Genomic DNA, 24164 nt, shown 5'->3' on the forward strand with positions numbered 1-24164 from the left:
GGCAGATCCCTACGTCCTGGTTTTAGCACTGCATAACGTATCTGAACGGTCATGACCGCCAGAAGTTACCTTGGCAACACCTTGATTCGATGGAAGCCTGTATTTCCCTGAGTGGTCTCTCTCGATACCAACAGGGCGGTAACTTGTATTTATGCAGGAGCCTCGCCATAACGAGATCGTTAAATGAGGCGCCATTATTGGCGAAGAGGGATAATTCACAAAGCGTATAGTTTAGATGGTTTATCAACTGTTGATAAACCACCCACTCATTTTCAAATAGTTAATCATCCGCTAAACACTGCAAATGCCCATGGCGCACACCGCGCTGGGCAATCACGTCGTCGGCAAAATGCTGCACCTCGGCCATGTCTCCCTTCAGCACGGCAATCTCCAGGCAGTCGTCATGACTGATATGCACATGCAGCGTGGCGACGGAGAGATCGTGATGATGATGCTGGGTGGCCACCAGCCGGCTCGCCAGTTCGCGTTTTTCATGCTCGTAGACATATGACAGGACGGCATAACCGCGCCGCGGCTCCGACGGCGCGGGATCCTGGTTGAGGGCGTCGCGCAGAATATCGCGTACCGCCTCCGAACGGTTGTGGTAGCCGCGGCGGGCGCTGAGCGCATCGAGAGCGGCCAGCAGGTCATCATCAAGGGTCAGGGTTACGCGCTGCATGGCATGGCCTCGTTGAGCAGAGTGGCAGGAAAAGGTGGCAGCACCGCCTGCTGGAGCGCCTGTCCGGCAGGGGAGCGCAGGCGCAGCGGTAGACTGACCGTTGCGGTTTCGACGATGCGTCCGTGCTCCATCACCAGCACCCGCTGGCAAAAGCGCTCCACCAGCCGCAGGTCGTGGGTAATGAACAGGCAGGCGGTGCCAAACCGGGCCTGCAGGCGCTTCAGCAGGGCGATAATCTCCGCCTGCAGCAGCAGATCGAGATTCGAGACCGCTTCATCCAGGATCAACAGCTGCGGCCGCACCGCCAGGGCGCGAGCCAGGCAGACGCGCTGCAGCTGTCCGCCGCTGAGCTGCGCCGGGCGTTTATCGAGCAGCGTCGTGGAAAGGTCGACCGCGTGCAGCATCTCTTCCACCCGCCGTGCGCGCTCCTCGCGCGACAAGCGGAACAGATGGCGCAGCGGCTCGCTGACGATCTCGCGCACCGTTTTGCGCGGATTCACCGCGCTGAAGGCGTCCTGAAACACCAGCTGAATATCACGGCGGAAGGCGCCGACGGCCTCGCCCTTCAGGGCGGTCAGCGGTGTGCCGCGCCAGACAATATCGCCGTGCTGCGGCGTTTCCAGGCCCACCAGCATCCGCGCCAGGGTGCTCTTGCCGCAGCCGCTGCGCCCGAGCAGGGCCACCGTTTCGCCGGGGGCGATGGCGAGTTGGATCTCGTGCAGGACCCTGCCGTGGTGGGGGTAATCGTGGCTCACCCCGTTGACGCTGAGTAAATTCATGCTGTCTTCTCCAGTCCGTACAGCGCCAGATGCGCCGCCAGCAGGCGCCGGCTCAGCGGGTGCTGTGGGGCGCTGAACAGCGTGTTTACATCGCACTGTTCAACGAGGCGACCGTTCTCCATGACCGTCACGTCATCCGCCAGCCGCGCCACAACGCCCATGTCATGCGTCACCAGCAGCAGCCCCAGACCGCGGCTGGCGACGATATCCGCCAGCAGATCGAGGATCCGCGCCTGGGCGATGGCATCGAGGTCGGTGGTCGGCTCGTCGGCGATGATAAAGGGCGTGCGGCTGAGCAGGGCGAGGGCGATCATCATCCGCTGCAGCATGCCGCCGCTCATCTCGAAGGGATAGCGGCTGAGCAGCGAGCGCGGATTATCCAGACCCACCTCTTCCATCACCGCCAGCAGGGCGGCGTCATTCGCTTCGCGGCCCGCCGCCCGGCAAGTTTCCCGGGCGTGGGCGGCCATGGTATGCAGCGGATTAAAGGCGCTGCGTGGGTTCTGCATGATGGTGGCGATAGTCGCGCCGCGCAGCGGTTCGCCGTGCACCGGCATGCCGTCAAGCAACACCCGGCCGGCGGTCTGGCTGACGCCGGGCGGCAGCAGGCCCAGCGCGGCGGCGCAGGTAAGCGATTTCCCGCTGCCGCTGCTGCCGAGCAGCGCCAGCACCTTGCCGCGGCGCAGGGTAAGAGAGACGTCGCTGACCAACGGGCGGTCGGCGGCAAGGGCGATCTGTTGCAGTTGGATCTTTTGCGGCATCAGTGGCTATGCTCCGCGATCAGGTGAGGATCGAGGCGATCGCGCAGCGCGTCGCCCAGCAGGTTAAAGGCCATCACGCTGATGAACAGCGCCAGCCCCGGCCAGACCATCTGCAGCGGCTGGGTCCAGATATACTGCCGGGCGTCGTTGATCATCACCCCCCATTCCGCCGTCGGCGCGCTGACGCCGAGGCCAAGGAACGACATGCCGGCCACGTGAAGCATCATATGGCCGATATCCAGTGAGGCGAGCACCAGCAGCGAGGGGATCACCGCCCCTGCCAGATGGTCGCTGAACAGCCGCCACTGGCTGGCGCCGCTCAGGCGGGCGGCGAGGATAAATTCGCGCTGGCGCAGGGAGACCACCAGATTACGCACCATTCTGGCGTACCAGGCCCAGTGCGATAGCGCAATGGCGAGGATCACGTTGGTCAGCCCGGTGCCGAGCACCCCCACCATAAAGAACGACAGGATCGAGGTTGGAAAGGTCATAAACAGTTCGGCGAGGCGCATCAGGCCGCGGTCAGCGCGGCCGCCCAGCAGCCCGGCGCTGCCGCCAACCGCCAGACCGATCAGCAGCACCAGCAGCAGACAGGCCATTACCGCCCCCAGCGAGACGCGGGTGGCGGCCAGCAGGCGCGAGAAAATATCCCGTCCTAGATGATCGGTCCCCAGCCAGTGCGCTGCCCCTGGCGGCAGCAGTCGCTGCTGCAGGTTAATCGCCGCCGGATCCGAGGGGAGCCACCAGCCGCTGCCGATGGCGATGACCGCCAGCAGCGCAATAACCAGCAGGGCCAGTTTCACCGGCCAGCGGAAGTTTCGTAGCCATCTCATACGCTCACCTCCTCATGGCGGCGCAGGCGCGGGTCGAGCGCCGCGTTGAGCACATCCACCGCCAGGTTAGCCAGCACGAACACCGTGACCATCATCAGCGTAAAGCACTGAATCACCGGGTAATCGCGATTGAAGATCGCGGAAACCGCGTAGCGGCCGACCCCCGGCCAGGCAAAGATATTTTCAATAATCATGGTGCCGCCGATCAGCTCGCCAATGTGCATGCCCATGGCGGTCACCACCGGCAGGGTGGCGTTGCGCAGGATATGCCGCCGCTCCACCTGGCGCGCGCTCAAGCCGCGCAGCCGCGCCCACACCACGTGACGCTGACTGGAGACCTCCAGCATGCTGGCGCGCAGCAGGCGGGCGTTGATCGCCAGCGACATAAAGGCGATGGAGACGGCGGGCAATATCAGGTGCTGCCAGTCGCCGTACCCCATCGCCGGAAGCCACTGCAGATGCACGGAAAAGAGCATCACCAGCAGAAAGGCCAGCCAGAAGTTCGGCATCGACACGCCGAGGAAGGCAATCAGCCGCACAGCAAAGTCCGGCAGGCGATCGCGATGGCGCGCCGCCCAGATCCCCAGCGGCAGCGAGGTGACGAGGATCAGCGCCAGCGCCGCGCCGGTGAGCAGCAGGGTGGCCGGCAGGAAGTGCAGCAGGTCATCCAGCACCGGTCGCCGGGTGGCATAGGAGAGGCAAAAGTCCAGGTGCAGCGCCCGCCACAGCCAGTGCAGATACTGCATCGCCAGCGGCTGGTTGAGCCCCAGCAGTTCGCGGGTCGAGGCGACCATCTCTTCAGTGGGCGGCAGGTTCGACAGGCGTAAATAATCCAGCGCCGGGTCGCCGGTGCCGAGCCGCAGCAGCAGAAAGATGATGGCGGAGGCGGCGAGCAGCAGCGGGATCAGCAGCAGCAGGCGGCGTAAAATATAGCGTAACATTATGGCGTTACCGGTTTAATCTGGTCGAAAGGGATCTCGGTGCTCACCGGCGCGAACGGGATCTCCCCGACCTCCTGGCGCGCAACCGACATCAGCGAGACATAGCTGATGGGCAGGTACACCGCGTCCTGGTGCAGGCGGCTCAGCACATCGTGGTACAGCCGTTTCCGCTGCGCCTCGTCGCTGGTGGTCAGCACCTCGCTAATCTCTTTATCAATCAGCCCTTTGTCGGGCAGGCCGCGCTGGGCCTGATAATCGGCATGGGAGGGCACGCGCATCGAGCTTAAAAAGGCATGCGGATCGTAGGGCGCGCCCCAGGTGCGATTGAAGATCATGCCGAACCGCCCTTCGCGCTGGCGCGCATAGATGCTGCTCTCCTCCTCGCCCACCAGGGTGACGCGGACGCCGACCTCCCGCAGATTGGCCTGAATAATTTCGGCCATCGATTTAGCCAGCGCGTCGGTGCCGATAAACGCCAGCTCAATCGCCAGCGGTTGCCCGGCCTTTTGTCGCCAGGGCTGGCCTTCCGGTTGCTGCCAGCCGGCCTGCGCCAGCAGGGCGCGGGCTTTTGCCGGGTCGTAACGGCGCGGCGTCAGATCCTGCGGGGCGTAGGGGACCGAGGGGGCAAACAGGGTGTCGGCAACCTGCTGGGTGCCGTAGAGCACGCTATCGACGAGGGTCTGCTTGTCGACGGCGTAGTTGAGCGCCTCGCGCACCGCCTGCTCGCGGGTCGGGCCCTGGCTGGCGTTCAGCGCCAGCATCACCGTCTCCGCCGGGGCGGAGAGACGAGCCACGTAGCCGGGGTGATGACGAAAGCGTTCGAAGGTATCCAGCGGCAGCAGCCCCTCGTCGCCGTAGAGCATGTCGATTTCCCCGGTTTCGAACGCCACCGCGCGGCTGGTGGCGTCGGGGATCACTTTGATGGTGATTTGCTGTAGCGCGGGTTTATTACCCCAGTAGCGTTCGTTGCGTACCAGCACGTCGCGCTGATTGAGCTGCGAGCTCGCCAGTCGCCACGGCCCGGTGCCGATCGGGGCTTTGATGCCGTTGGCGGTGCCGCCATCGATAAACTGCGAGGGGGCGATAAAGCGGAACGGGCGCGGCAGGGCCAGCTCTTGTAGTAAGGGGGCGTAGGCGCTTTTCAGAGTGAGCTGCAGCTCGCTGGCGCTGAGCGCCCGCACGTCGATTATCTGATTGGCGAGCTCAAGCCAGGCGTGGCGTTGGCGGTTGGCGAGCACCGCCTGGAAATTAGCCGCCGCGGCCTGGGCGTTAAAGGGTTCGCCGTTCGAGAAGGTCACATCCTCGCGCAGGGTAAACCACCAGGTTTTACCATCGGCGGAGTGGCGCCAGCGGGTCGCCAGCCAGGGCTGCACGCTGCCGTCAGCCTGATACTTCACCAGCGGTTCATAGACCATGCTTTGGGCAAACATCTGGTTGGGCGTATAGAGATGCGGATTCAGCGGGCCGACGTTCACCGGCCAGGCGGTAGTAAGCGAGTGCTGCGCGGCCTGAGCCAGCAGAGGGGCGCAGGCGACCAGCGCCAGCAGAGTGAGGCGGAAAATAGACAAGACGGCGTTCTCAGCGACAGGAAAGTATGACGATTTTAGTGATTCATCATACTTTCGGAGTAACCTGGATCAATATTGCGCCGGAAAGTATAAGTAATCCGTATGATTATGCGCAGGGGCAGGCGCCGCCTTACCCCTCAGGGCGTCCGGAACAACCCCAGCAGCGTGGCCACCTGTTCGTCGATCGGCGCCAGATCCCGCTTGACGATCAGATGCAGCGGCGTCGCGCGGCGCGCGCCGTGGCTGAGGGGCAGCCGCTTCAGCACGCCCTGATCGAGATGGGAACGAATGCGCTCTTCCGGCAGCCAGCCGAAGCCGACCTGATACATCACCGCATCAATGGCCGCGTCAATGGTGGAGAAGGTCCAGGCGTCACGCGTCGCCTGGCCATCGCCGGTCTGGTCGGCAATGCGCACCAGCGGCCATGGCGCCAGCGCGCTATCCTCCAGCGGACCGTCGAGGGCGGCGAGAGGATGGTCGCGGTGGGCGACGGCGATAAAATCAATATTCATCAGCCACTCTCCGCGGCCGGTAATATCCTGGCGGCGGGTCAGAACCATGACATCGGCTTCCGTTCGCGCCGCGCCCTCGTCATCAATATTTTCCAGCACTTCGGTGAGTCTGACCTGAGTCTGCGGATAACGCTGCTGAAACTGGCGCAGAATGGCGAACAGCCGCTGGCGCGGGAAAATGCTGTCGACCACCAGGTCCAGACGGGTGCGCGCCCCGTTGCGCAGAGTGGCAGCATGCGTTTCAACGTAGGCGAAGGCCTGCAGCAACGGTTTGACCTGATTCAGCAGCAGTTCGCCGGCCGGGGTCAGCACCGCCCGCCGACCGGACGGCGCCAGCAGCGCCACCCCTAAGCGCTCCTGCAGCAGCGCGAGGTTATAGCTCACCGAAGACTGACTGCGGTTGGTCTCCTCCGCCGCTCTGGCAAAGCTCCCGAGTTCCACGACCTTTTCCAGTAATGCCCACTGCTCCAGGGTTGTCTTGTGCATAATCAATCTAAAATTTGGATGTATTTAATCCAAACATAGCGTTATTCATTCAATTTTTAAAGACGTATGCTGTCCTCAACAACACAGAGGAGAATAAATGATGAGCACTTTCGACAAACATGACCTCAGCGGCTTTATCGGTAAACATCTGGTCTACACCTACGACAACGGCTGGAACTACGAAATTTACGTCAAAAACGACCATACCCTCGACTACCGTATTCACAGCGGCATCGTCGGCAATCGCTGGGTGAAAGATCAGGAAGCGTACATCGTGCGGGTGGGGGAAAGTATCTACAAAATCTCCTGGACCGAACCGACCGGTACCGACGTGAGCCTGATCGTCAACCTGGGCGATAAACTGTTCCACGGCACCATCTTCTTCCCGCGCTGGATCATGAATAACCCGGAAAAAACCGTCTGCTTCCAGAACGATCACATTCCGCTGATGAATTCTTACCGCGATGCCGGCCCGGCCTACCCGACAGAAGTGATTGACGAGTTCGCCACCATCACCTTCATTCGCGACTGTGGCGCAGATAATGATGAGGTAATTAATTGCCCTGCGAGTGAATTGCCTGCGGATTTTCCTGCAAATTTGTAATTAAGCAGAAATAACTTTGTGATCTGCGCTAACTTTTTGTCATCAAGCGTGACAAAGACAGCGTCATTAATTGTTATCTGGTTTAACCCCCGTTTACTTTCCGCGATAGCGTTCCTGTTTGCTTTTCCAGACAGGAACGTTTTTTTGTCAAAATTCTGCCATAAATAAAACCTATCATTCTGTTTATTAATGATTTATTTGGCTGTGCTGAGAAAAGATTAATTTCTTAATATTATCCTAAGCAAGGTCAACTACATTAATAGTGGTCGAAATACCCTGAAATGGAATGCCGCGCTGAACTCACTTCATTTTAATTTCGTTTAAGTCCACAGGCGCAGGATATTTTATTCTAACGACCCTGATTTGTGCGTGGGTCATCTACAGAACAGGATGATGATGAGCGATTTTTTGCCTTTTTCGCGCCCGTCGATGGGCGACGCAGAGCTGGCAGCGCTGCGTGAAGTTTTAGCGTCGGGCTGGATCACCACCGGGCCGAAGAATCAGGCACTTGAAGCGGCATTCTGCCAGTTGACCGGCAACCGCCACGCGATTGCCGTCAGTTCAGCGACCGGCGGGATGCACGTGACCCTGATGGCGCTGGGTATTGGCCCCGGCGATGAAGTCATTACGCCGTCCCAGACCTGGGTCTCCACCCTCAATATGATCTGCCTGCTGGGCGCCACGCCGGTGATGATCGATGTCGATAACGACAATCTGATGATCACCCCTGAGGCGGTGGCAGCGGCGATCACCTCGCGGACCAAAGCGATTATTCCTGTGCACTACGCGGGGGCGCCAGCCGATATCGACGCCATTCGCGCGGTGGGCGAGCGCCATGGCATTCCGGTGATCGAAGACGCCGCCCATGCGGCGGGGACCCACTATAAAGGCCGCCACGTAGGCTGGCAGGGGACCGCGATTTTCTCGTTCCACGCGATCAAAAATATGACCTGCGCTGAAGGCGGGCTGGTTGTCACCGACGACGACGAGCTGGCCTCCCGCATCCGTAGCCTGAAATTCCATGGCCTCGGCGTGGACGCCTATGACCGCCAGACCCACGGCCGCGCGCCGCAGGCGGAGGTGATCGCTCCGGGCTTTAAATACAACCTTGCCGACATCAACGCCGCGCTGGCGCTGGTCCAGCTGGAAAAACTGCCTCACGCCAACCAGCGCCGGGCGGAAATTGCCCAGCGCTATCTGCGCGAACTGGCGGACACGCCGTTTACGCCCCTGACCGTCCCGGCCTGGGATCACCAGCACGCCTGGCATCTGTTTATCATCCGCGTCGATGAGGCTGCGTGCGGCATCAGCCGCGACGCGTTGATGGAAAAGCTGAAGGCGATGGGTATCGGCACCGGTCTGCACTTCCGTGCGGCCCATACGCAAAAATATTACCGCGAGCGCTTCCCTGAGGTTTCCCTGCCGAATACCGAATGGAACAGCGCCCGCATCTGTTCTCTCCCGTTGTTCCCGGACATGACCGATGACGATGTCACTCGCGTCATTTCCGCACTGCGCCAGCTGTCAGGACGTTGATATGCTTACTTACCCTCCCGTGAAGAAGGTCTCGGTGGTTATCCCGGTTTATAACGAACAGGATAGCCTGCCGGAGCTGCTTCGTCGTACGGAAACCGCCTGCGCCACGCTGGGGCGGCAATATGAAATTCTGCTGATCGACGATGGCAGCAGCGACGATTCCGCGCGCATGCTCACCGAAGCCGCCGAGGCGGAAGGCAGTCACGTCGTCGCCGTGCTGTTAAACCGTAACTACGGCCAGCACTCGGCGATCATGGCCGGCTTCAGCCATGTGACGGGCGATCTGATTATTACCCTTGATGCCGACCTGCAAAACCCGCCGGAAGAGATCCCGCGGCTGGTGGCGAAGGCGGATGAAGGTTACGACGTGGTGGGCACCGTCCGTCAGAACCGTCAGGACAGCATCTTCCGCAAAACCGCCTCGAAGATGATCAACCGCCTGATCCAGCGCACCACCGGCAAAGCGATGGGCGACTACGGCTGCATGCTGCGCGCCTACCGTCGCCACATTATCGACGCGATGCTCAACTGCCACGAGCGCAGCACCTTTATCCCGATTCTGGCGAATACCTTCGCCCGTCGCGCGGTGGAGATCCCGGTGATGCACGCCGAGCGTGAATTCGGCGACTCCAAATACAGCTTTATGCGCCTGATCAACCTGATGTACGACCTGGTGACCTGTCTGACCACCACGCCGCTGCGTCTGCTCAGCATTTTCGGCAGCGTGATAGCCCTGCTGGGCTTCGCCTTCGGCCTGCTGCTGGTGGTGCTGCGTCTGGCCTTTGGCCCGCAGTGGGCGGCGGAAGGGGTGTTTATGCTCTTCGCCGTGCTGTTTATGTTCATCGGCGCCCAGTTTATCGGTATGGGCCTGCTCGGGGAGTATATCGGACGCATCTATAACGACGTGCGCGCGCGTCCCCGCTACTTTATTCAACGTGTTGTTCGCCAGCCGGAAACGGCATCTAAAGAGGAAGATCGTTCATGAAAGCCGTAGTCTTCGCTTATCACGATATGGGCTGCACCGGTATCCAGGCTCTGCTGGACGCCGGGTATGATATCGCTGCTATTTTCACCCACCCGGATAACCCTGGCGAAAACCATTTCTTTGGCTCCGTGGCGCGCCTTGCTGCCGAGCAGGGCATTCCGGTGTGGGCGCCGGAAGACGTGAACCATCCGCTGTGGATTGAGCGTATCCGCGAGATGAAGCCGGACGTGCTGTTCTCCTTCTACTACCGCAATCTGCTGGGCGATGAGATCCTCCGTCTCGCGCCGAAAGGGGCGTTTAACCTGCACGGTTCGCTGCTGCCGAAATATCGCGGCCGCGCGCCGCTGAACTGGGTGCTGGTCAATGGCGAAAGCGAAACCGGCGTCACCCTGCACCGAATGGTGAACCGCGCCGACGCGGGCGATATCGTCGCCCAGCAGGCCGTGGCGATTGGCCCGGATGACGCCGCCCTGACGCTGCACCGCAAGCTGTGCGCCGCCGCCACCGGGCTGCTGGGCCAGGCGCTGCCGGCGATCCTCGCCGGAACCACCGATGAACGTCCGCAGGATCACAGCCAGGCGACCTATGTGGGGCGTCGTACCCCGGAAGATGGCCGCCTCGACTGGGAGCAGCCGGCGCAGACCCTGCACAATCTGGTGCGCGCGGTCTCCGATCCGTGGCCGGGCGCCTTCGGCTACGCCGGCGCGAACAAGTTTATCGTCTGGAAATCCCGCGTCCGTCATGATCTGCCGGCAGCTAAGCCGGGTACCGTTATCTCCGTTGCGCCGCTGATCGTGGCGTGCCAGGAGGGGGCGCTGGAGATTGTCACCGGCCAGACCGAACGCGGGGTGTACATGCAGGGCGCCCAGCTGGCGCAGGGGCTGGGCCTGGTGTCCGGGGCGGTGATCAGCAGCAAACCGGTGGTGGCGGTTAAGCGTCGCACCCGGGTGCTGATCCTCGGCGTCAATGGCTTTATCGGTAACCATCTGACCGAACGCCTGCTGCAGGACGACAACTATGAGATTTACGGCCTGGATATCGGCTCCGACGCCATCAGCCGTTTCCTCGACTGCCCGCGTTTCCACTTTGTGGAAGGCGATATCAGCATTCACTCCGAGTGGATCGAATATCACATTAAGAAATGCGACGTGGTGCTGCCGCTGGTGGCCATCGCCACCCCTATCGAGTACACCCGCAACCCGCTGCGCGTCTTCGAGCTGGATTTCGAAGAGAACCTGAAGATCATCCGCGACTGCGTGAAATATAATAAGCGCATCATCTTCCCGTCGACCTCGGAAGTGTACGGCATGTGCACAGATAAAAACTTCGACGAAGACACTTCCAATCTGGTGGTCGGGCCGATCAACAAACAGCGCTGGATCTACTCGGTCTCCAAGCAGCTGCTGGACCGCGTGATCTGGGCCTACGGCGATAAGAATGGCCTGAAGTTCACCCTGTTCCGTCCGTTCAACTGGATGGGGCCGCGTCTGGATAACCTCAACGCCGCGCGTATCGGCAGCTCCCGCGCCATCACCCAGCTGATCCTCAACCTGGTGGAAGGCTCGCCGATCAAGCTCATCGAAGGCGGTAAGCAGAAGCGCTGCTTCACCGACATCAGCGATGGTATCGAAGCGCTGTTCCGCATCATCGAGAACAAAGACGGCCGCTGCGACGGGCAGATCATCAACATCGGTAACCCGGATAACGAAGCAAGCATCAAAGAGCTGGCGGAGATGCTGCTGGCCTGCTTCGAACGCCATCCGCTGCGCGATCGCTTCCCGCCGTTTGCCGGCTTCCGCGAAGTGGAAAGCAGCGACTACTACGGCAAGGGCTATCAGGACGTTGAGCATCGCAAACCGAGCATCCGCAACGCCAAACGCTGCCTGAACTGGGAGCCGAAGGTGGAGATGGAAGAGACCGTTGAGCATACGCTGGACTTCTTCCTGCGCACGGTTGAACTGGTGGACGCTAAAAATCCATGAAACAGGTCGGCTTACGCATAGATGTCGATACCTTTCGCGGCACGCGGGACGGCGTTCCGCGGCTGCTGGACCTGCTGGGTCAGCACGGGATCCAGGCAAGCTTCTTCTTCAGCGTCGGGCCGGACAATATGGGGCGCCACCTGTGGCGCCTGGTAAAACCGAAGTTTCTGTGGAAGATGCTGCGCTCCAGAGCGGCCTCGCTGTACGGCTGGGATATTCTGCTGGCCGGCACCGCGTGGCCGGGACGCCGCATCGGCGCGGGGAACGAGGCGGTGATCCGCGCCGCCGCCGAGTCTCATGAAGTGGGCCTGCACGCCTGGGACCACTACAGCTGGCAGGCGTGGAGCGGCGTCTGGCCGCAGGAACGGCTGACGCTGGAGGTTGAGCGCGGCCTGCTGGAGCTCGAACGCATTATCGGCCGGCCGGTCACCTGCTCGGCTGTCGCCGGCTGGCGCGCCGATCAGCGAGTGGTGAAAGCCAAAGAATCCTTCGATTTCCTCTACAACAGCGACTGTCGCGGCACGCGGCCGTTTCTGCCCCAGCTCGGCAGCGGTGTCTCCGGTACGGTGCAGATCCCGGTCACGCTGCCGACCTGGGACGAGGCGGTGGGCACGGCGGTGGAAATCGCCGGCTTTAACCGCTATCTCCTCGACTGCATCCATCGCGACCCGGGCGTGCCGGTCTATACCATTCACGCCGAAGTGGAAGGCATTGCCTACGCGGATCAGTTCAATGAACTGCTGACCATGGCGGCGGAAGAAGAAATTCAGTTTTGCCCACTGAGCCAGCTGTTGCCCGCTGACTTTAGCGAGCTGCCGTCTGGCAAAGTGGTTCGGGGTGAACTGGCTGGCCGGGAAGGCTGGCTCGGACGTGAACAATTACTGACTTCGGGTGTTTGATGAAAAGCATTCGCTATGGCGTCTCTCTGATTGCGCTGTTTGCGCTGTATTACCTGCTGCCGCTTAATTTCCGTTTGCTCTGGCAACCCGATGAAACCCGCTACGCGGAGATCAGCCGTGAAATGCTGGCCACCGGCGACTGGGTGGTGCCGCATTTTCTCGGATTGCGCTATTTCGAAAAGCCGATTGCCGGTTACTGGATCAACAGTATCGGTCAATGGCTGTTTGGCCATAATAACTTCGGCGTACGCTTTGGGTCGGTCTTCGCCATCACCATGACCGCCGTGCTGGTGGCCTGGCTGGCGTGGCGCGTCTTTCGCGACAAAAAGGTAGCTGTCCTGTCGCCGGTGATTTTTCTCACCGCGATGCTGGTGTATGCGATTGGCACCTATGCGGTGCTGGACCCGATGATCACCCTGTGGCTGGCGCTGGCGATGTGCAGTTTCTGGGGCGCGACGCAGGCGCAGAGCCGCAGCGGCAAAATACTGGGTTACGCGCTGCTGGGCGTCGCCTGCGGTATGGGGGTGATGACCAAAGGCTTCCTTGCGCTGGCGGTGCCGGTAGTGGGCGTTCTGCCGTGGGTGATCGCCCGTCGACGCTGGCGTGAAGTGCTGACCTACGGTTGGCTGGCGGTGGTCGTCTGTACGCTGGTGGTGCTGCCCTGGGGGCTGGCTATCGCCCAGCGCGAGCCGGACTTCTGGCGCTACTTCTTCTGGGTCGAGCATATTCAGCGTTTCGCCGAAAAAGACGCCCAGCACAAAGCGCCGTTCTGGTACTACATCCCGTTCCTGATCGCCGGCAGCCTGCCGTGGCTGGCCCTGCTGCCGGGGGCGCTGAAGCGCGGTTGGCTTGAGCGCGATGAGGCCCGCGGCGCGCTGTATCTGTTAGGCTGGGTGGCGATGCCGCTCCTGTTCTTCAGTATCGCCAAAGGCAAACTGCCGACCTATATTCTGCCGTGCTTTGCGCCGCTGTCGATCCTGATGGCGCGCTACGCGCTGGAGGCGGCGAAGACCGGCGCGAAAGCGTTACGGGTCAACGGGATGATCAACCTGGGCGTCGGCCTGCTGGGGCTGATCGCCGTGCTGGTGGTCTCGCCCTGGGGCGTGATGCATAAGCCGGTGTGGACCAAGATTGAGCTGTATAAATGTCTGCTGGCGGCCATCGCCTTCGCCGTCTGGGCGCTGATGGGCTGGCTGGCGATGAAAGACGCTGGCCGCCGCTGGAGCCTGGCGGCGCTTTGCCCGCTCGGCCTGGCGCTGCTGGTGGGCTTCGCCATCCCGGACCGGGTTATCGACAGCAAACAGCCGCAGTTCCTCGTGGATATCGTCAGCGAATCCCTGCAGCCCAGCCGCTACGTCCTGACCAACAACGTCGGGATCGCCGGCGGCCTGGCCTGGGAGCTGAAGCGAAGCGATATTATTATGTTCGACAAACAGGGTGAGCTGAAGTACGGTCTCGACTGGCCGGACGCTCAGGGAAGCTTTGTCAGCCAGGCCGGGTTTGCCGACTGGCTGGCCGCGCATCGTCAGCAGGGGCCGGTCTCGCTGGTGCTGTTGATGGATAAAGGAGAGAGTATGCTCGACTTACCGTTACCGAAACCCGATAACGCTTACGAGCTGGGGCGGGTCGTTTTCCTTCAGTATCTGCCGCAATGAGCGTCTGGATCTGTCTGGTGTTCGCCAGCCTGTTGAGCTGCGCCGGACAGCTGTGCCAGAAACAGGCGACCCGCCCGTCCCGTCGCGGACGGCGGAGTCGTCATATACTCTTCTGGCTGGGGATGGCGCTGTTATGCCTCGGCTGCGGCATGCTGCTGTGGCTGAGCGTCCTGCAGTCAATTCCGGTGAGCATCGCCTATCCGATGCTGAGTCTGAACTTCGTCTGGGTCACCCTCGCGGGCTGGGGCATCTGGCATGAGCCGGTCGCTCCCCGCCACTGGTTTGGCGTCGGGTTGATCGTCGTGGGCATTGTCATTCTGGGGACCAGCGTCTGATGGGCTTTCTCTGGGCATTATTCAGCGTCGGCCTCGTCAGCGGCGCGCAGCTGCTACTGCGCAGCGCCATGGTGGTGTTGCCGCCGCTGACCGATATTCTGGCGTTTCTCCAGCATCTGTTGCATCTCCAGCCCGGCACCTTCGGCCTGTTTTTCGGCCTGCTGGGCTACCTGCTGTCGATGGTCTGCTGGTACTTTGCCCTCCACCGTCTGCCGCTGTCGAAAGCGTATGCGCTGCTGAGCCTGAGCTATATCCTCGTTTGGGCCGCCGCCATCTGGCTGCCCGGCTGGCATGAGCCGTTCCACTGGCAATCGCTGCTGGGCGTGGCGATTATCGTCGCCGGCGTATTGACCATCTTCTGGCCGGTGAAACGCCGCTAGCCGGGGAGCCGGCTTTTGGGGCGCCCCGGGCCGAGCAGGATCGCCAGCTTGCTGCCCCCGACGGTGGTCTCCATCCAGATTTTACAGACGCTGGTTAACGGCACCGAGAGCAGCATTCCCACCGGCCCCAGCAGCCAGCCCCAGACCAGCAGCGACAGGAACACCACCAGGGTCGACATCCCCAGCCGGTGGCCCATCATGCGCGGCTCCACCATGTTGCCCAACACCATATGCACCACCAGAAACAGCGCCCCGACCAGCAGGCACTCATAGATGCCGCTGAACAGCAGCGCCTGCAGCATGGGCGGGATGGCGGAGATGGCGGAGCCGATATTCGGCACATAGTTCAGCAGGAACGCCAGCACCCCCCACATCAGCGCGAACTGCACCCCCATCGCCAGCAGCCCCAGCCAGACAATCAGGCCGGTCCACAGGCTGATCAGCGTTTTCAGCGCCAGATAGTGGGTGACGCCTTTCAGCGCCCGGTGCAGCCCGGCGATATGCAGGCGAGGGTTATTGAGGGCAAAACGCAGTTTGTAGGGCAGGTGGCGAACCTCAAACAGCATAAAGATCACCGTCATCACCAGCAGCACAATGCTGGCCATCGCCCCGGAAAGCTGGGTCATCAGCGTCGTGGCCCAGGTCATCAGCCGTTCTGAATCCATACGTCGCAGCATGCGCTCCGGATTGATATGCAGGTTGAGAAAGGGGAGATACTCCTGGAGCTGGACGATCTTACGCGTCAGGGCGCGGTTGAAATCGGGCAGCATGGCGACAAAGTCATTGAGCGACGCCGCCAGCACGCCAAGCAGCGCGGTCAGCATGACCAGCATTGCCGTCACCACCAGCGTAATGGCGAACGGGCGCCGCACCCCGCGGCGAATGAACCAGGTGACCAGCGGGTTGAGGACGATAGCGAAAAACAGCGCCAGCAGGAGCTGCACCAGAATATCGGCGGCGGCGTGGATCCCGGCGAGGATAATCACCAGCGCCGCCAGCTTAAGTAAAATATGGAGCCCGGCTTTATCAGCCTGCGGAGGGGACATAGGTATTCCTTTTGTGAGTCGCGCCTGATAAGTGTAGCGGTTCGCTGGCTGCCAATATTCCGAAAGGCGAGCGGCTTTTCCGCCATCATCTTTTGATCGCTTAAACCGCGCCGCTGAAATGTTGAATGCGCGCGTCCGTCAGCGTGAACGGCGTCGGCGTACAGACCGCAATACTTAACCCATCGTGCAGAATCTGGCTGAGCGACAGCGGGCCGTGACAGGCGCTGTCAACGGAGGCCATCTGCCAGGCGCTGCCGCCGCGCTGTTTCACCAGCGCCTCTTTGCACGTCCAGATACGCCAGAAGACCGTGAGCTGCTGCGCCGGCGAAGCCTGCGCCAGTTCCTGGTGCTCGCTTTCGCTGAACAGGGCGTTAGCCAGGCGGCGCCAGCCTTCGCGCGGGCGAATCACTTCGATGTCGCAACCCACCTCGCCTTTATCGCTGAGCAGCAGGGCAATATCGTCGCCGCTGTGGCTAAGGTTAAACCACAGCCCGCGCGCGACGGGGAAGGCAGGCTTGCCCTGTTCGCCAAGCTGAATATCCGTCAGCGGGGCAGCCGCCTGCGCCAGCAGCGTGCGGCCGGCAAGCCAGCTGGCTCGTCGCGGTCCGTCCGGCGCCTGCGCCATCAACGCAGGCGGTAACGGCAGGGCGCTAAGGGCGGAGATCTTACCCAGAAAAAGCTGATACATTTCAAGGCCAGCGTCGAATAATGATTGAGGTGTTAATGCCGCCGAAGGCGAAGTTGTTGCTCTGCAGGAATTCACACTCCAGTTTGCGCTTTTCCCCCATGATGTAATCCAGTTCGCCACAGTTGGCGTCCGGTTTATGGAGATTCAGCGTTGGCGCAAACCAGCCTTCGCGCATCATCTGCAGGCTCATCCACGCTTCTAACGCCCCGCAAGCGCCAAGCGTATGGCCGAAATAGCTTTTCAGCGAAGAGATCGGCACGCTGTCGCCGTAAACGGCCGCCGTTGCCTGGCTTTCCGCGATATCGCCGCGATCGGTGGCGGTGCCGTGGGCCGAAATATAGCCGATATCCCGGGGGCTTAAGCCCGCCATGTTTAGCGATTGTTCCATGCAGATCTGCATGGTTTCGCGCTGCGGCTGGGTAATATGGGCCGCATCGCAGTTAGTGGCGAACCCGACGATTTCACCGTAGATGGTTGCGCCGCGCGCTTTGGCATGCTCGAGATCTTCAAGGATCAGCGTGCCGGCGCCTTCGCCAATCACCAGACCATCTCGCTGTTCATCGAACGGAGAGGGGGTGAGGGCCGGTTCGTCATTGCGTTGGCTGGTGGCGAAGAGGGTATCGAATACCGCGGCTTCCGAAGGGCAGAGCTCCTCGGCCCCGCCGGCCACCATCACCGTTTGGTAACCATGGCGAATGGCTTCCCAGGCGTAGCCAATCGCCTGGCTGCCGGAGGTGCAGGCGCTGGAGGTGGGGATCACGCGCCCCCGCAGACCGAAGAATAATCCGGTATTCACCGCGGTGGTATGCGGCATCATCTGCACATAGGTAGTGCCGGTGATATTGTTGGTATGTTTCTCCGTCAACATGGTGGCGAACTCGCTCACCGGACCGGTACTACCGGTTGACGAGCCGTAAGCGATGCCGGTTTGGCCGTTGGTCAGCACGGTGTCGCCGATAAGCCCGGCCTGCTCCAGCGCGAGCTCAGTGGCGCGGGTGGAGAGTCGCGATACCCGCCCCATCGCGCGGATACGCTTGCGGGTATAATGCTCCGGCAGGGTGAAATCGTCGATTGGCGCCCCCAGCAGCGTATGCAGTCCGTCATACGCCAGCCATTCCGGCATCTTACGCACCGCATTTTTATATTCCCGCAGCCTGGTGGCGACATCCTGCCAGTTTTCGCCAAACGCGGTCACCCCGCCCATCCCTGTAATGACCACCCGGCGTATCATAGCATCCCCCCGTTGATGGAAATGACCTGGCGGGTGACGTAGCCCGCGATATCCGACATTAAATAGCTGGCAAGCCCGGCCACCTCGTCGGCCTGACCCATGCGTTTCATCGGGATCATGGTCATCGCCTCTTGCAGCGCGCGCTCTTCCATGTCAATCATCCCGGTGTCGATAAGACCCGGCGCAATACAGTTAACGGTGATTTTGCGTTTTGCCAGTTCTATCGCCAGCGCTTTGGTGGCGCCGATAATGCCCGCCTTGGCGGCGCTGTAGTTGACCTGGCCGCGGTTGCCCATGACGCCGGAAACCGAGGAGAGGGTGATGATACGTCCGCCCTGGCGCGCGCTAATCATCGGCATGATGCAGGGATGAATGACGTTATAAAAACTGTCGAGGTTGGTGTGGATCACGGCGTCCCAGTCGTCATCGCCAAGCGCCGGGAAGGCGCCGTCGCGGGCGATGCCGGCGTTGCTGACAATGCCATACCATGCGCCATGGTCGGCCATATCCTGCTCCAGTACCTCGCGGCATTGCTGACGATCGGCGACGTCAAAACTCAGCAGCCGGCCGTCGCCGCCGGCGGCGGTTATCGCCTCCAGCGTCTGTTGCGCCCCCGCGCGGTCGCGATGAAAGTGGACGCCCACCACAAAACCGTCCGCTGCCAGCTGGCAGGCGATAGCGCGACCGATGCCTTTGCTGGCGCCGGTAACCAAAACTGAACGACTCATTCTGACGCTCCTTGTTGAAATAAAGTGCTAAGTTCTTCTGTTGTGGGCTGGAAGGTGTTGACCCGCCCGCTGGCCAGGACGTCATCGTCCGCCATAATGGTGCCTTCGAAGCTGCCGAAACGTTCATCCTGCATCAAGAGCTTCACGCTGATGGACAGCGTCTTTCCGCCCGGCAGGCTCCCGGCCGCGCAAACCAGTTCGCGCGCGCCCAGCACCATGCCTAAAGCGAGCGACGTTTGTCCTTGCTGCTGGCGGTGCCAGCCGGACCAGACGCCGACGGTCTGCGCCATTAATTCAAGGGCGAACCAGCCGGGAAGATCGCCGTTGGTATCGAGAAATGGCGCCAGAACGCTGCCGGGTGAGACCGCGACGCGGCAGGTGGCGGTGTCGGCAGTCACCGCCTCGACCTCTTCCAGCAGCAGCATCGGCGCGTCGTGCGGCAGGTAACTGCCGGGTGATAAAAAGTGGCTCATGACATTCTCCCGAGCAGGATGCTGGTGTTATTGCCGCCAAAGGCAAAAGAGTTCGACAGGATAACTGGCCGCGACAGCGGCTGCGGATGTTCAATGAGCCCGCACGGCGGTAGCGTGTCATCCTGCGGAGACTGACTGAAATCCTGTGCCGGTAACAACAGATTGCGCTGCAGGATCAGCATGCCGATGGCGGCCTCGGTGATCCCCGCCGCACCCAGCGTATGTCCGGTCAGATGTTTGGTGGAACTACAGGGCACCCTTTCGCCAAACAGCGCGTTGATCACCCGGGCTTCTATCTGGTCGTTAAGCCGCGTAGCGGTACCGTGCAGGTTAATGTAACCCACCTGCTCCGGCATGATGCCCGCGTCGTCCAGCGCCTGCTGAATGGCGCGCATCGCCCCTTCTCCTTGGGGATGCGGGGCGGAAATATGCCAGGCGTCGCTGGATTCGCCGATACCCAGCAGCGCGATGGGCTGCGGCTCGCGGGTCAGCAGCATCAGCGCCGCCCCTTCGCCGATGGTGATCCCGCTGCGGTCGCGGCTAAACGGCTGGCACTGCGTCGTGGAGAGCGACTCCAGGCTGTGAAAGCCGTTGATGGGCATCCGGCTAAGGGTATCCGCGCCGCCGACGATCGCCACATCCGCCAGCCCCGCCTCAATGAGCCGCCGTCCGCTGATTATCGCCCGCGCGCTGGAGGAGCAGGCGGTTGACAGGGTATATGCCGGACCATCCAGCGCCAGCCAGCGGCTGAGAAAACGCGACGGGTCGCCCAGCTCCTGCTGTGGATAGCGCCAGGCCTCGCTCGCCTTGCCGTTAAGCGTCAAATTAACGTGTACGTCGCCTTCATCCAGCCCTGACGTACTGGTGCCCAACACCACGGCGACCCGAGCCCGGCCATAGCGGGCGATGGCGCGATCCACCTGCGGCTGGATCTGCGCCAGCGCCGCCAGCAGCAGCTGATTATTGCGCGAACGATGGTCGCGAAAGGTATCGGGAATGGCGGGTAGTTCGCCGTCCACCCCCGCGAAAATCGCCTGCGGATGCCCCTGTAACCACCCTTCACGCGGGCGCATGCCGGGCGCTATACCGCGGGCCAGATTGGCGGCGATTTCATCATTATCGCGTCCCAGGGCGTTAATCATGCCGACAGCAGAAATGAAGATCATCTCAGTCACCCAGGTATTGAATGGTGATGTGGTATTTAAAGACGTGCTGCTCGATGCTAATCGGCACGCGCTTGCCTTTACGGTTGATATAGGTGATGTCGGTGACCAGTTTTCCGCGCGCGTTACGCAGTTCGCGTTTGTCGCCGCGGTCGGTTAGCGTCCAGCCTTTCGGCAGCTGCGGCAGCCATGCGCTAAGCGGCCAGTGGCTGAGCATCACATCGGCCAGCACCTGGCTGGCGGGCGGCAGTTGCGGGATCACCATCGACTGTTCCGCGCGCAGCCCTTGTTGATCATAGGTCACCAGGAACAGGCGGATACCGACGGACGACAGGCCCGCCAGCGTGAGCTTTTTATCATCGGCATTGAGCAGCACCAGCAGCGACTGGGTTTGGCCGTTGAAGCGGCCGGTCAATAACTGCTGGGAACTGATGGCCGGCGAGATGCCCGGCGGCGGTAACGTGACGCGCGTACCCGGCTCCAGCCACGCCTGCGGACGGCCTTGCGGCTCCGGCGGCGAATGACTGCAGCCGGCCAGCAATAAGGCGGCGAAGAGCGCGAAGGCGCGCCAGAATGATGGTCTTCTCATCGTCTTTTTTTCTCTTTTTTGCTCGGCATCGCCAGCGGCGACAGCAGGAAAGCGGTGAAAATACCGCTGACCAGGACAGTGCCAAAGCTGCTGATGGCCTGGGTGGCGCTAAACACCAGCATGCCAAGCGTTAATAAGGTGGTCATCATCGCCAGGGTAACCGCCAGCAGCGATGTCAGCGGCGTGCCGCGCGGGTTGCTGAAAAACAGGGTGTAGTTGATGCCAATCCCAAGTACCAGCACCAGCGCCAGTAAGGAGAACAGGTTAACGGCGTGGCCGATGAGCGCCAACGCCCCCAGGCCGCATCCCAGCGACAATACCGACGGCACCAGGCTTATTAAGCCCTTGCGCCAGCCAAGGCGGATAGCGGCGCCGCAGGCAATCACCGCCAGCGCAACGCCCAGCAGCCCGGTTAAAATATGACGGTAGAGCGCGAAAAGCTGGTCGAAATCGCTTTTACGATCGACCCACGCCACGCCAGTCTGGGTTGTGCTGAGCGCCTTCAGCACCGCGCTATCTTTCACCCCGCTCACTGGCACCAGTACGCCGCTTTCGCCATCCGGCAGCGTCAGCCATAGCAGCCGCCAGCCTTCGCTGGCCGGACTGGCAAGCCAGTCGCCGACTGTCACCGGCATCGGCCGCAGGTCGGGGTGAACAGCGGTGAGTCCGGCGTTATTCAGCGCCTGGCCGATGGCCGGCGCCGCCTGCTTCAGCAGGGCCAGATCCTGCTGCTGGCGGGCCAGTGAATTGAGCGGAATGGCGCGATACCCGCCAAGCATACCGTCGGTTTGCGCTTTAGCCAGTGCGGGCATAAAGGCTTCAAGCCGCTGCAGCGTTTGTTGCGCCGTGTCGCCGTAAACCACGAACCACTTTTGATCGACGCTTTGGCCAGTGAGCGCGGTGATGGCATGCTCCTGGGAGAGGATATTCTGCGGTAGCGCCTGCAGCTGTGAGATATCGTCATCCACCCGCAGGAGAGCGAGCCCCGTCAGGGAGAAAATGGCCAGAACCACCGGCAGACCGATGGCGAGTTTTTTGTTACGCCGCCATGCCGCGAGCCAGCGCGACATCAGCACCATCGCTGGAACGGGACGCACCGGGAGCCCATGGCACAGCCATGGCTGCCAGAAAATCACCGTCAGGCATGAGGCGCTTAGCCCCACGGCCGCAAATAGCGCCATCTGGCGAATGGCCGGGAAGGGGGCCAGCATCATGATTAAATAAGCCGCCACGGTGGTAAGCAGCGCCAACAGCAGCGCTTTCCGTACTTTAACAAGGCTTTGCCACGGTGAAGCCGCTGCGCCATGGACCATCCGTTCGGTCAGGTAATAGAGCGTGTAATCTGCGGAAATGCCAATAATGCTCATGCTCATCACCAGGGTCATCAGATGCAGCTCGCCAAACAGCAGCAGCGTGGCAACGGTGCCGGCCAGTGCGCCGATAGCGATAGAGATCGCGCATAACAGCAGCGGACGCAGCGAGCGGAACACGGCCACGATCAACAGGATGACGCCGAACAGGGTGGCCGCGCCGAGAGTGGAGATATCGCGCTTCGCCTGCTGGCTGGCGTAATCACTGTAAAATACGGTGCCGCGCGACAGCAGCTGCGCCTGCGGGTGGCGCGCTTTTAATTCCTTTTCAAGCTGCGCGAGGGTGGTCACCAGGCGGTGCGTCTGTCGCATATCGAACGACGAACCCGCCAGCTCGCCGTGCAGCAGATACCAGACGTTGCCTTGCGCGTCTTTGCTGGTCAGCCACCCGTCCTGCAGCTGCATCCGCTGGCCGCTATTCGCCATCGCCAGCTGTGAGCCGCGCATCAGCATCAGCGGGTCGTTTTGTAACTCTTTACCGCTGACCCCGGAAAACGCCGAATAGAGCTGCGAAAGGATCCACTGGGCCTGCGCTTCGCCGCCCTCCTGCAGACGCGCGCGGGTGGCGGGGTCGATTAACGCATTGCGATGTTGCCAGAAAAACGTTCCCCAGGCCTGCTGACTGGCGGCATCCATTGGGCCTTTGACCTCGGCCTGCGCGTCTGAGGTTTGCAGCAACCGCAGCCAGTCGCGAGCCACCTGCGGGTCGGCCTGTTTACCGGGGCTGACCAGCCAGACCAGCTGGCGATCCAGACGCTGCATAAAGCCGTCGTTCAGCGCCGGGGGGATCGCGCCGAGCGTCTGTTTGGGCAGCATCGCCAGCACGCTGCTGTTGAGCCGGGCCTGCGGCAACAGCGCCAGCAGCGCGCCCGCCAGTATCAGGCAGACGACGCCCCAGATCAGCGCAGGACGTTTACTGGGCGGCAAAGCGTTGGCGTTCGTCATCGGTCAGTTGCGCTGGCGTCAGTTGATGTTGGGAAAGGGCGATATCGGTGCGATCGCCTTGTTTATCGTTGAGTTGAATATGCTCCAGGTAGGTTTTTCCGGCGAGATCGATGCTGGCGAAAATCTTATCCAGCGGCGTGGTGACAGGCGTCAGGCGCAGCGTCCATCGCCCGTCGCCTTTATCGGCGAATTCCACGCGGAAGTTCTCCTCCAGCACGTTACGATCGGCCTGGAACAGCGCGCGCAGCAGATGGTTGAACTGGAACATCTGCGGGTTGTTTTCGGCGGTGACGGTCTGCGGCGGCTGGCCGTTAATCGCCTGCACCATCCGTTTGTCATCCAGCAGCAGTTGCATCGGGAACGGTGAGGTTTGATCCCACAGCAAGCCCTGGTCGCGGGCGATCAACATCCGCCCCTGGGATCGCAGCGGCTGCGGAAGATCCTTTATGGTGCGGGTTTGATCGAAGTGGGCGCGCACCACCGGCTGTTCGCTAAATTGTTTTTGCAGGTCATCGAGCGTCAGCGCGCTGACCAACGGACTGATGAACAGTCCCACCAACAGCAGCAATCTCATGGCGTGACCCCCATGCGTTCAAACAGAACTTGCGGGCTGACAAAACACATCTCGCCGCTTTTTTCGTCCACCGCGACCTGGATGGTGTAGCCGGTGGTGGTGCGTTTGCCGCTCTCGGCGGCAAAAATTTCATAGCCAATGCGCAGGCGGTTTTCGAACTCTTCCAGACGCGCGCGGACGCGAATACGCTGCTCGAAGGTGATAACGTCCCGGTACTTCACGCGGGTATCCACCACCGGCCACAGATAGCCGGAGGCTTTCATCTGCCGGTAGCCGTAGTTGAACTGGTTAAGCAGCGCCTCGCGGGCAATTTCGAAGTAGCGGAAATAGTTGCCATGCCAGACGACGCCCATCATATCGACGTCGTGAAAGGGAATGGTTAGCTCTACTTCAGCAGTAAAACGGGGATCGTTAAGCACCCT

Annotated in this window: 25 protein-coding genes and 1 riboswitch; of the genes, 8 read left to right on the forward strand and 17 right to left on the reverse strand. The window is 61.4% G+C overall.

All coding sequences use genetic code 11. The annotated features are described in order from the left end of the window. Window positions 1-182, reverse strand: a riboswitch (M-box (ykoK) riboswitch). Between the two features lie 98 nt (window positions 183-280). From nikR to L2I46_RS10100, 7 genes are all read right to left on the reverse strand, one after another. Continuing rightward, window positions 281-679 carry a nickel-responsive transcriptional regulator NikR gene (gene nikR / locus L2I46_RS10070; RefSeq protein WP_023291271.1) on the reverse strand — a complete coding sequence of 133 codons (399 nt, stop codon included), beginning with the start codon at window positions 677-679 and terminating at the stop codon, window positions 281-283. Beyond that, window positions 667-1458, reverse strand: a complete 792-nt coding sequence (nikE, locus tag L2I46_RS10075; RefSeq protein ID WP_023291270.1) for a nickel import ATP-binding protein NikE — start codon at window positions 1456-1458, stop codon at window positions 667-669. Before nikE ends, nikR begins: the two co-directional genes overlap by 13 nt. Beyond that, window positions 1455-2219 carry a nickel import ATP-binding protein NikD gene (gene nikD / locus L2I46_RS10080; protein WP_236947818.1) on the reverse strand — a complete coding sequence of 255 codons (765 nt, stop codon included), beginning with the start codon at window positions 2217-2219 and terminating at the stop codon, window positions 1455-1457. Before nikD ends, nikE begins: the two co-directional genes overlap by 4 nt. Next, window positions 2219-3052 (reverse strand): nickel ABC transporter permease subunit NikC, encoded by an 834-nt coding sequence (gene nikC, locus L2I46_RS10085; protein ID WP_048298537.1) that lies wholly within the window; start codon window positions 3050-3052, stop codon window positions 2219-2221. Before nikC ends, nikD begins: the two co-directional genes overlap by 1 nt. Then, window positions 3049-3993 (reverse strand): nickel ABC transporter permease subunit NikB, encoded by a 945-nt coding sequence (gene nikB, locus L2I46_RS10090; protein ID WP_236947819.1) that lies wholly within the window; start codon window positions 3991-3993, stop codon window positions 3049-3051. The genes nikC and nikB overlap by 4 nt, the downstream gene beginning before the upstream one ends. Continuing rightward, window positions 3993-5561 (reverse strand): nickel ABC transporter substrate-binding protein, encoded by a 1569-nt coding sequence (gene nikA, locus L2I46_RS10095; RefSeq protein ID WP_236947820.1) that lies wholly within the window; start codon window positions 5559-5561, stop codon window positions 3993-3995. The genes nikB and nikA overlap by 1 nt, the downstream gene beginning before the upstream one ends. A 137-nt stretch (window positions 5562-5698) precedes the next feature. Next, window positions 5699-6559 (reverse strand): LysR family transcriptional regulator, encoded by an 861-nt coding sequence (locus L2I46_RS10100; RefSeq protein WP_044524990.1) that lies wholly within the window; start codon window positions 6557-6559, stop codon window positions 5699-5701. Window positions 6560-6656: 97 nt separating this feature from the next. Here L2I46_RS10100 and L2I46_RS10105 point away from each other — a divergent pair, with 97 nt between their 5' ends. From L2I46_RS10105 to arnF, 8 genes are all read left to right on the forward strand, one after another. After that, window positions 6657-7163: a phenolic acid decarboxylase gene (locus tag L2I46_RS10105; RefSeq protein ID WP_167875413.1), complete on the forward strand. Its 507-nt coding sequence runs from the start codon at window positions 6657-6659 to the stop codon at window positions 7161-7163. Window positions 7164-7559: 396 nt separating this feature from the next. Continuing rightward, on the forward strand, window positions 7560-8699 hold the full coding sequence (arnB, locus tag L2I46_RS10110) for a UDP-4-amino-4-deoxy-L-arabinose aminotransferase (RefSeq protein WP_023291264.1): 1140 nt from the start codon (window positions 7560-7562) through the stop codon (window positions 8697-8699). A 1-nt stretch (window position 8700) separates the two neighbouring features. Continuing rightward, a complete protein-coding gene (arnC, locus tag L2I46_RS10115; RefSeq protein WP_023291263.1) occupies window positions 8701-9684 on the forward strand; it encodes an undecaprenyl-phosphate 4-deoxy-4-formamido-L-arabinose transferase in 984 nt (327 codons plus the stop codon). After that, the gene (arnA, locus tag L2I46_RS10120) at window positions 9681-11666 is read left to right on the forward strand and encodes a bifunctional UDP-4-amino-4-deoxy-L-arabinose formyltransferase/UDP-glucuronic acid oxidase ArnA (protein ID WP_032454287.1); all 1986 of its coding nucleotides are present in this window, start codon (window positions 9681-9683) and stop codon (window positions 11664-11666) included. The genes arnC and arnA overlap by 4 nt, the downstream gene beginning before the upstream one ends. Then, complete coding sequence (arnD, locus tag L2I46_RS10125) at window positions 11663-12565, forward strand: 4-deoxy-4-formamido-L-arabinose-phosphoundecaprenol deformylase (protein WP_032454286.1); 903 nt, start codon at window positions 11663-11665, stop codon at window positions 12563-12565. Before arnA ends, arnD begins: the two co-directional genes overlap by 4 nt. Beyond that, window positions 12565-14220, forward strand: coding sequence for a lipid IV(A) 4-amino-4-deoxy-L-arabinosyltransferase (arnT, locus tag L2I46_RS10130; RefSeq protein WP_023291260.1), 1656 nt, complete (start codon window positions 12565-12567; stop codon window positions 14218-14220). The genes arnD and arnT overlap by 1 nt, the downstream gene beginning before the upstream one ends. After that, the gene (arnE, locus tag L2I46_RS10135; protein ID WP_023291259.1) at window positions 14217-14555 is read left to right on the forward strand and encodes a 4-amino-4-deoxy-L-arabinose-phosphoundecaprenol flippase subunit ArnE; all 339 of its coding nucleotides are present in this window, start codon (window positions 14217-14219) and stop codon (window positions 14553-14555) included. The genes arnT and arnE overlap by 4 nt, the downstream gene beginning before the upstream one ends. After that, a complete protein-coding gene (arnF, locus tag L2I46_RS10140) occupies window positions 14555-14935 on the forward strand; it encodes a 4-amino-4-deoxy-L-arabinose-phosphoundecaprenol flippase subunit ArnF (protein WP_032454284.1) in 381 nt (126 codons plus the stop codon). Before arnE ends, arnF begins: the two co-directional genes overlap by 1 nt. Here the strand turns inward: arnF and L2I46_RS10145 are convergent. The 10 genes from L2I46_RS10145 to L2I46_RS10190 form a co-directional block, all read right to left on the reverse strand. After that, the gene (locus L2I46_RS10145; protein ID WP_004202085.1) at window positions 14932-15981 is read right to left on the reverse strand and encodes an AI-2E family transporter; all 1050 of its coding nucleotides are present in this window, start codon (window positions 15979-15981) and stop codon (window positions 14932-14934) included. The two genes, arnF and L2I46_RS10145, sit on opposite strands and share 4 nt — an antisense overlap. Before the next feature lie 100 nt (window positions 15982-16081). Further along, on the reverse strand, window positions 16082-16669 hold the full coding sequence (acpT, locus tag L2I46_RS10150; RefSeq protein ID WP_236947821.1) for a 4'-phosphopantetheinyl transferase AcpT: 588 nt from the start codon (window positions 16667-16669) through the stop codon (window positions 16082-16084). A gap of 1 nt (window position 16670) precedes the next feature. Further along, window positions 16671-17900 (reverse strand): beta-ketoacyl-ACP synthase, encoded by a 1230-nt coding sequence (locus L2I46_RS10155; protein WP_023291256.1) that lies wholly within the window; start codon window positions 17898-17900, stop codon window positions 16671-16673. Beyond that, entirely contained in the window at window positions 17897-18628 is a 732-nt protein-coding gene (locus tag L2I46_RS10160) for a 3-ketoacyl-ACP reductase FabG2 (RefSeq protein WP_087824970.1), read from the reverse strand. The genes L2I46_RS10155 and L2I46_RS10160 overlap by 4 nt, the downstream gene beginning before the upstream one ends. Beyond that, window positions 18625-19101, reverse strand: a complete 477-nt coding sequence (locus L2I46_RS10165; RefSeq protein WP_065883197.1) for an ApeP family dehydratase — start codon at window positions 19099-19101, stop codon at window positions 18625-18627. The genes L2I46_RS10160 and L2I46_RS10165 overlap by 4 nt, the downstream gene beginning before the upstream one ends. After that, complete coding sequence (locus tag L2I46_RS10170) at window positions 19098-20267, reverse strand: beta-ketoacyl-[acyl-carrier-protein] synthase family protein (protein WP_087827781.1); 1170 nt, start codon at window positions 20265-20267, stop codon at window positions 19098-19100. Before L2I46_RS10170 ends, L2I46_RS10165 begins: the two co-directional genes overlap by 4 nt. Before the next feature lies 1 nt (window position 20268). Continuing rightward, window positions 20269-20853 (reverse strand): DUF3261 domain-containing protein, encoded by a 585-nt coding sequence (locus L2I46_RS10175; RefSeq protein WP_023291252.1) that lies wholly within the window; start codon window positions 20851-20853, stop codon window positions 20269-20271. Continuing rightward, window positions 20850-23168: an MMPL family transporter gene (locus L2I46_RS10180; protein WP_236947822.1), complete on the reverse strand. Its 2319-nt coding sequence runs from the start codon at window positions 23166-23168 to the stop codon at window positions 20850-20852. The genes L2I46_RS10175 and L2I46_RS10180 overlap by 4 nt, the downstream gene beginning before the upstream one ends. After that, the gene (locus L2I46_RS10185) at window positions 23137-23742 is read right to left on the reverse strand and encodes a LolA family protein (protein ID WP_023291250.1); all 606 of its coding nucleotides are present in this window, start codon (window positions 23740-23742) and stop codon (window positions 23137-23139) included. The genes L2I46_RS10180 and L2I46_RS10185 overlap by 32 nt, the downstream gene beginning before the upstream one ends. Further along, window positions 23739-24161 carry an acyl-CoA thioesterase gene (locus L2I46_RS10190; RefSeq protein WP_032454265.1) on the reverse strand — a complete coding sequence of 141 codons (423 nt, stop codon included), beginning with the start codon at window positions 24159-24161 and terminating at the stop codon, window positions 23739-23741. The genes L2I46_RS10185 and L2I46_RS10190 overlap by 4 nt, the downstream gene beginning before the upstream one ends. Window positions 24162-24164 lie beyond the last annotated feature (3 nt).

The organism is Klebsiella sp. 2019SCSN059 (assembly GCF_021739525.1).
In the GTDB taxonomy this organism is placed as follows: domain Bacteria; phylum Pseudomonadota; class Gammaproteobacteria; order Enterobacterales; family Enterobacteriaceae; genus Klebsiella; species Klebsiella quasipneumoniae.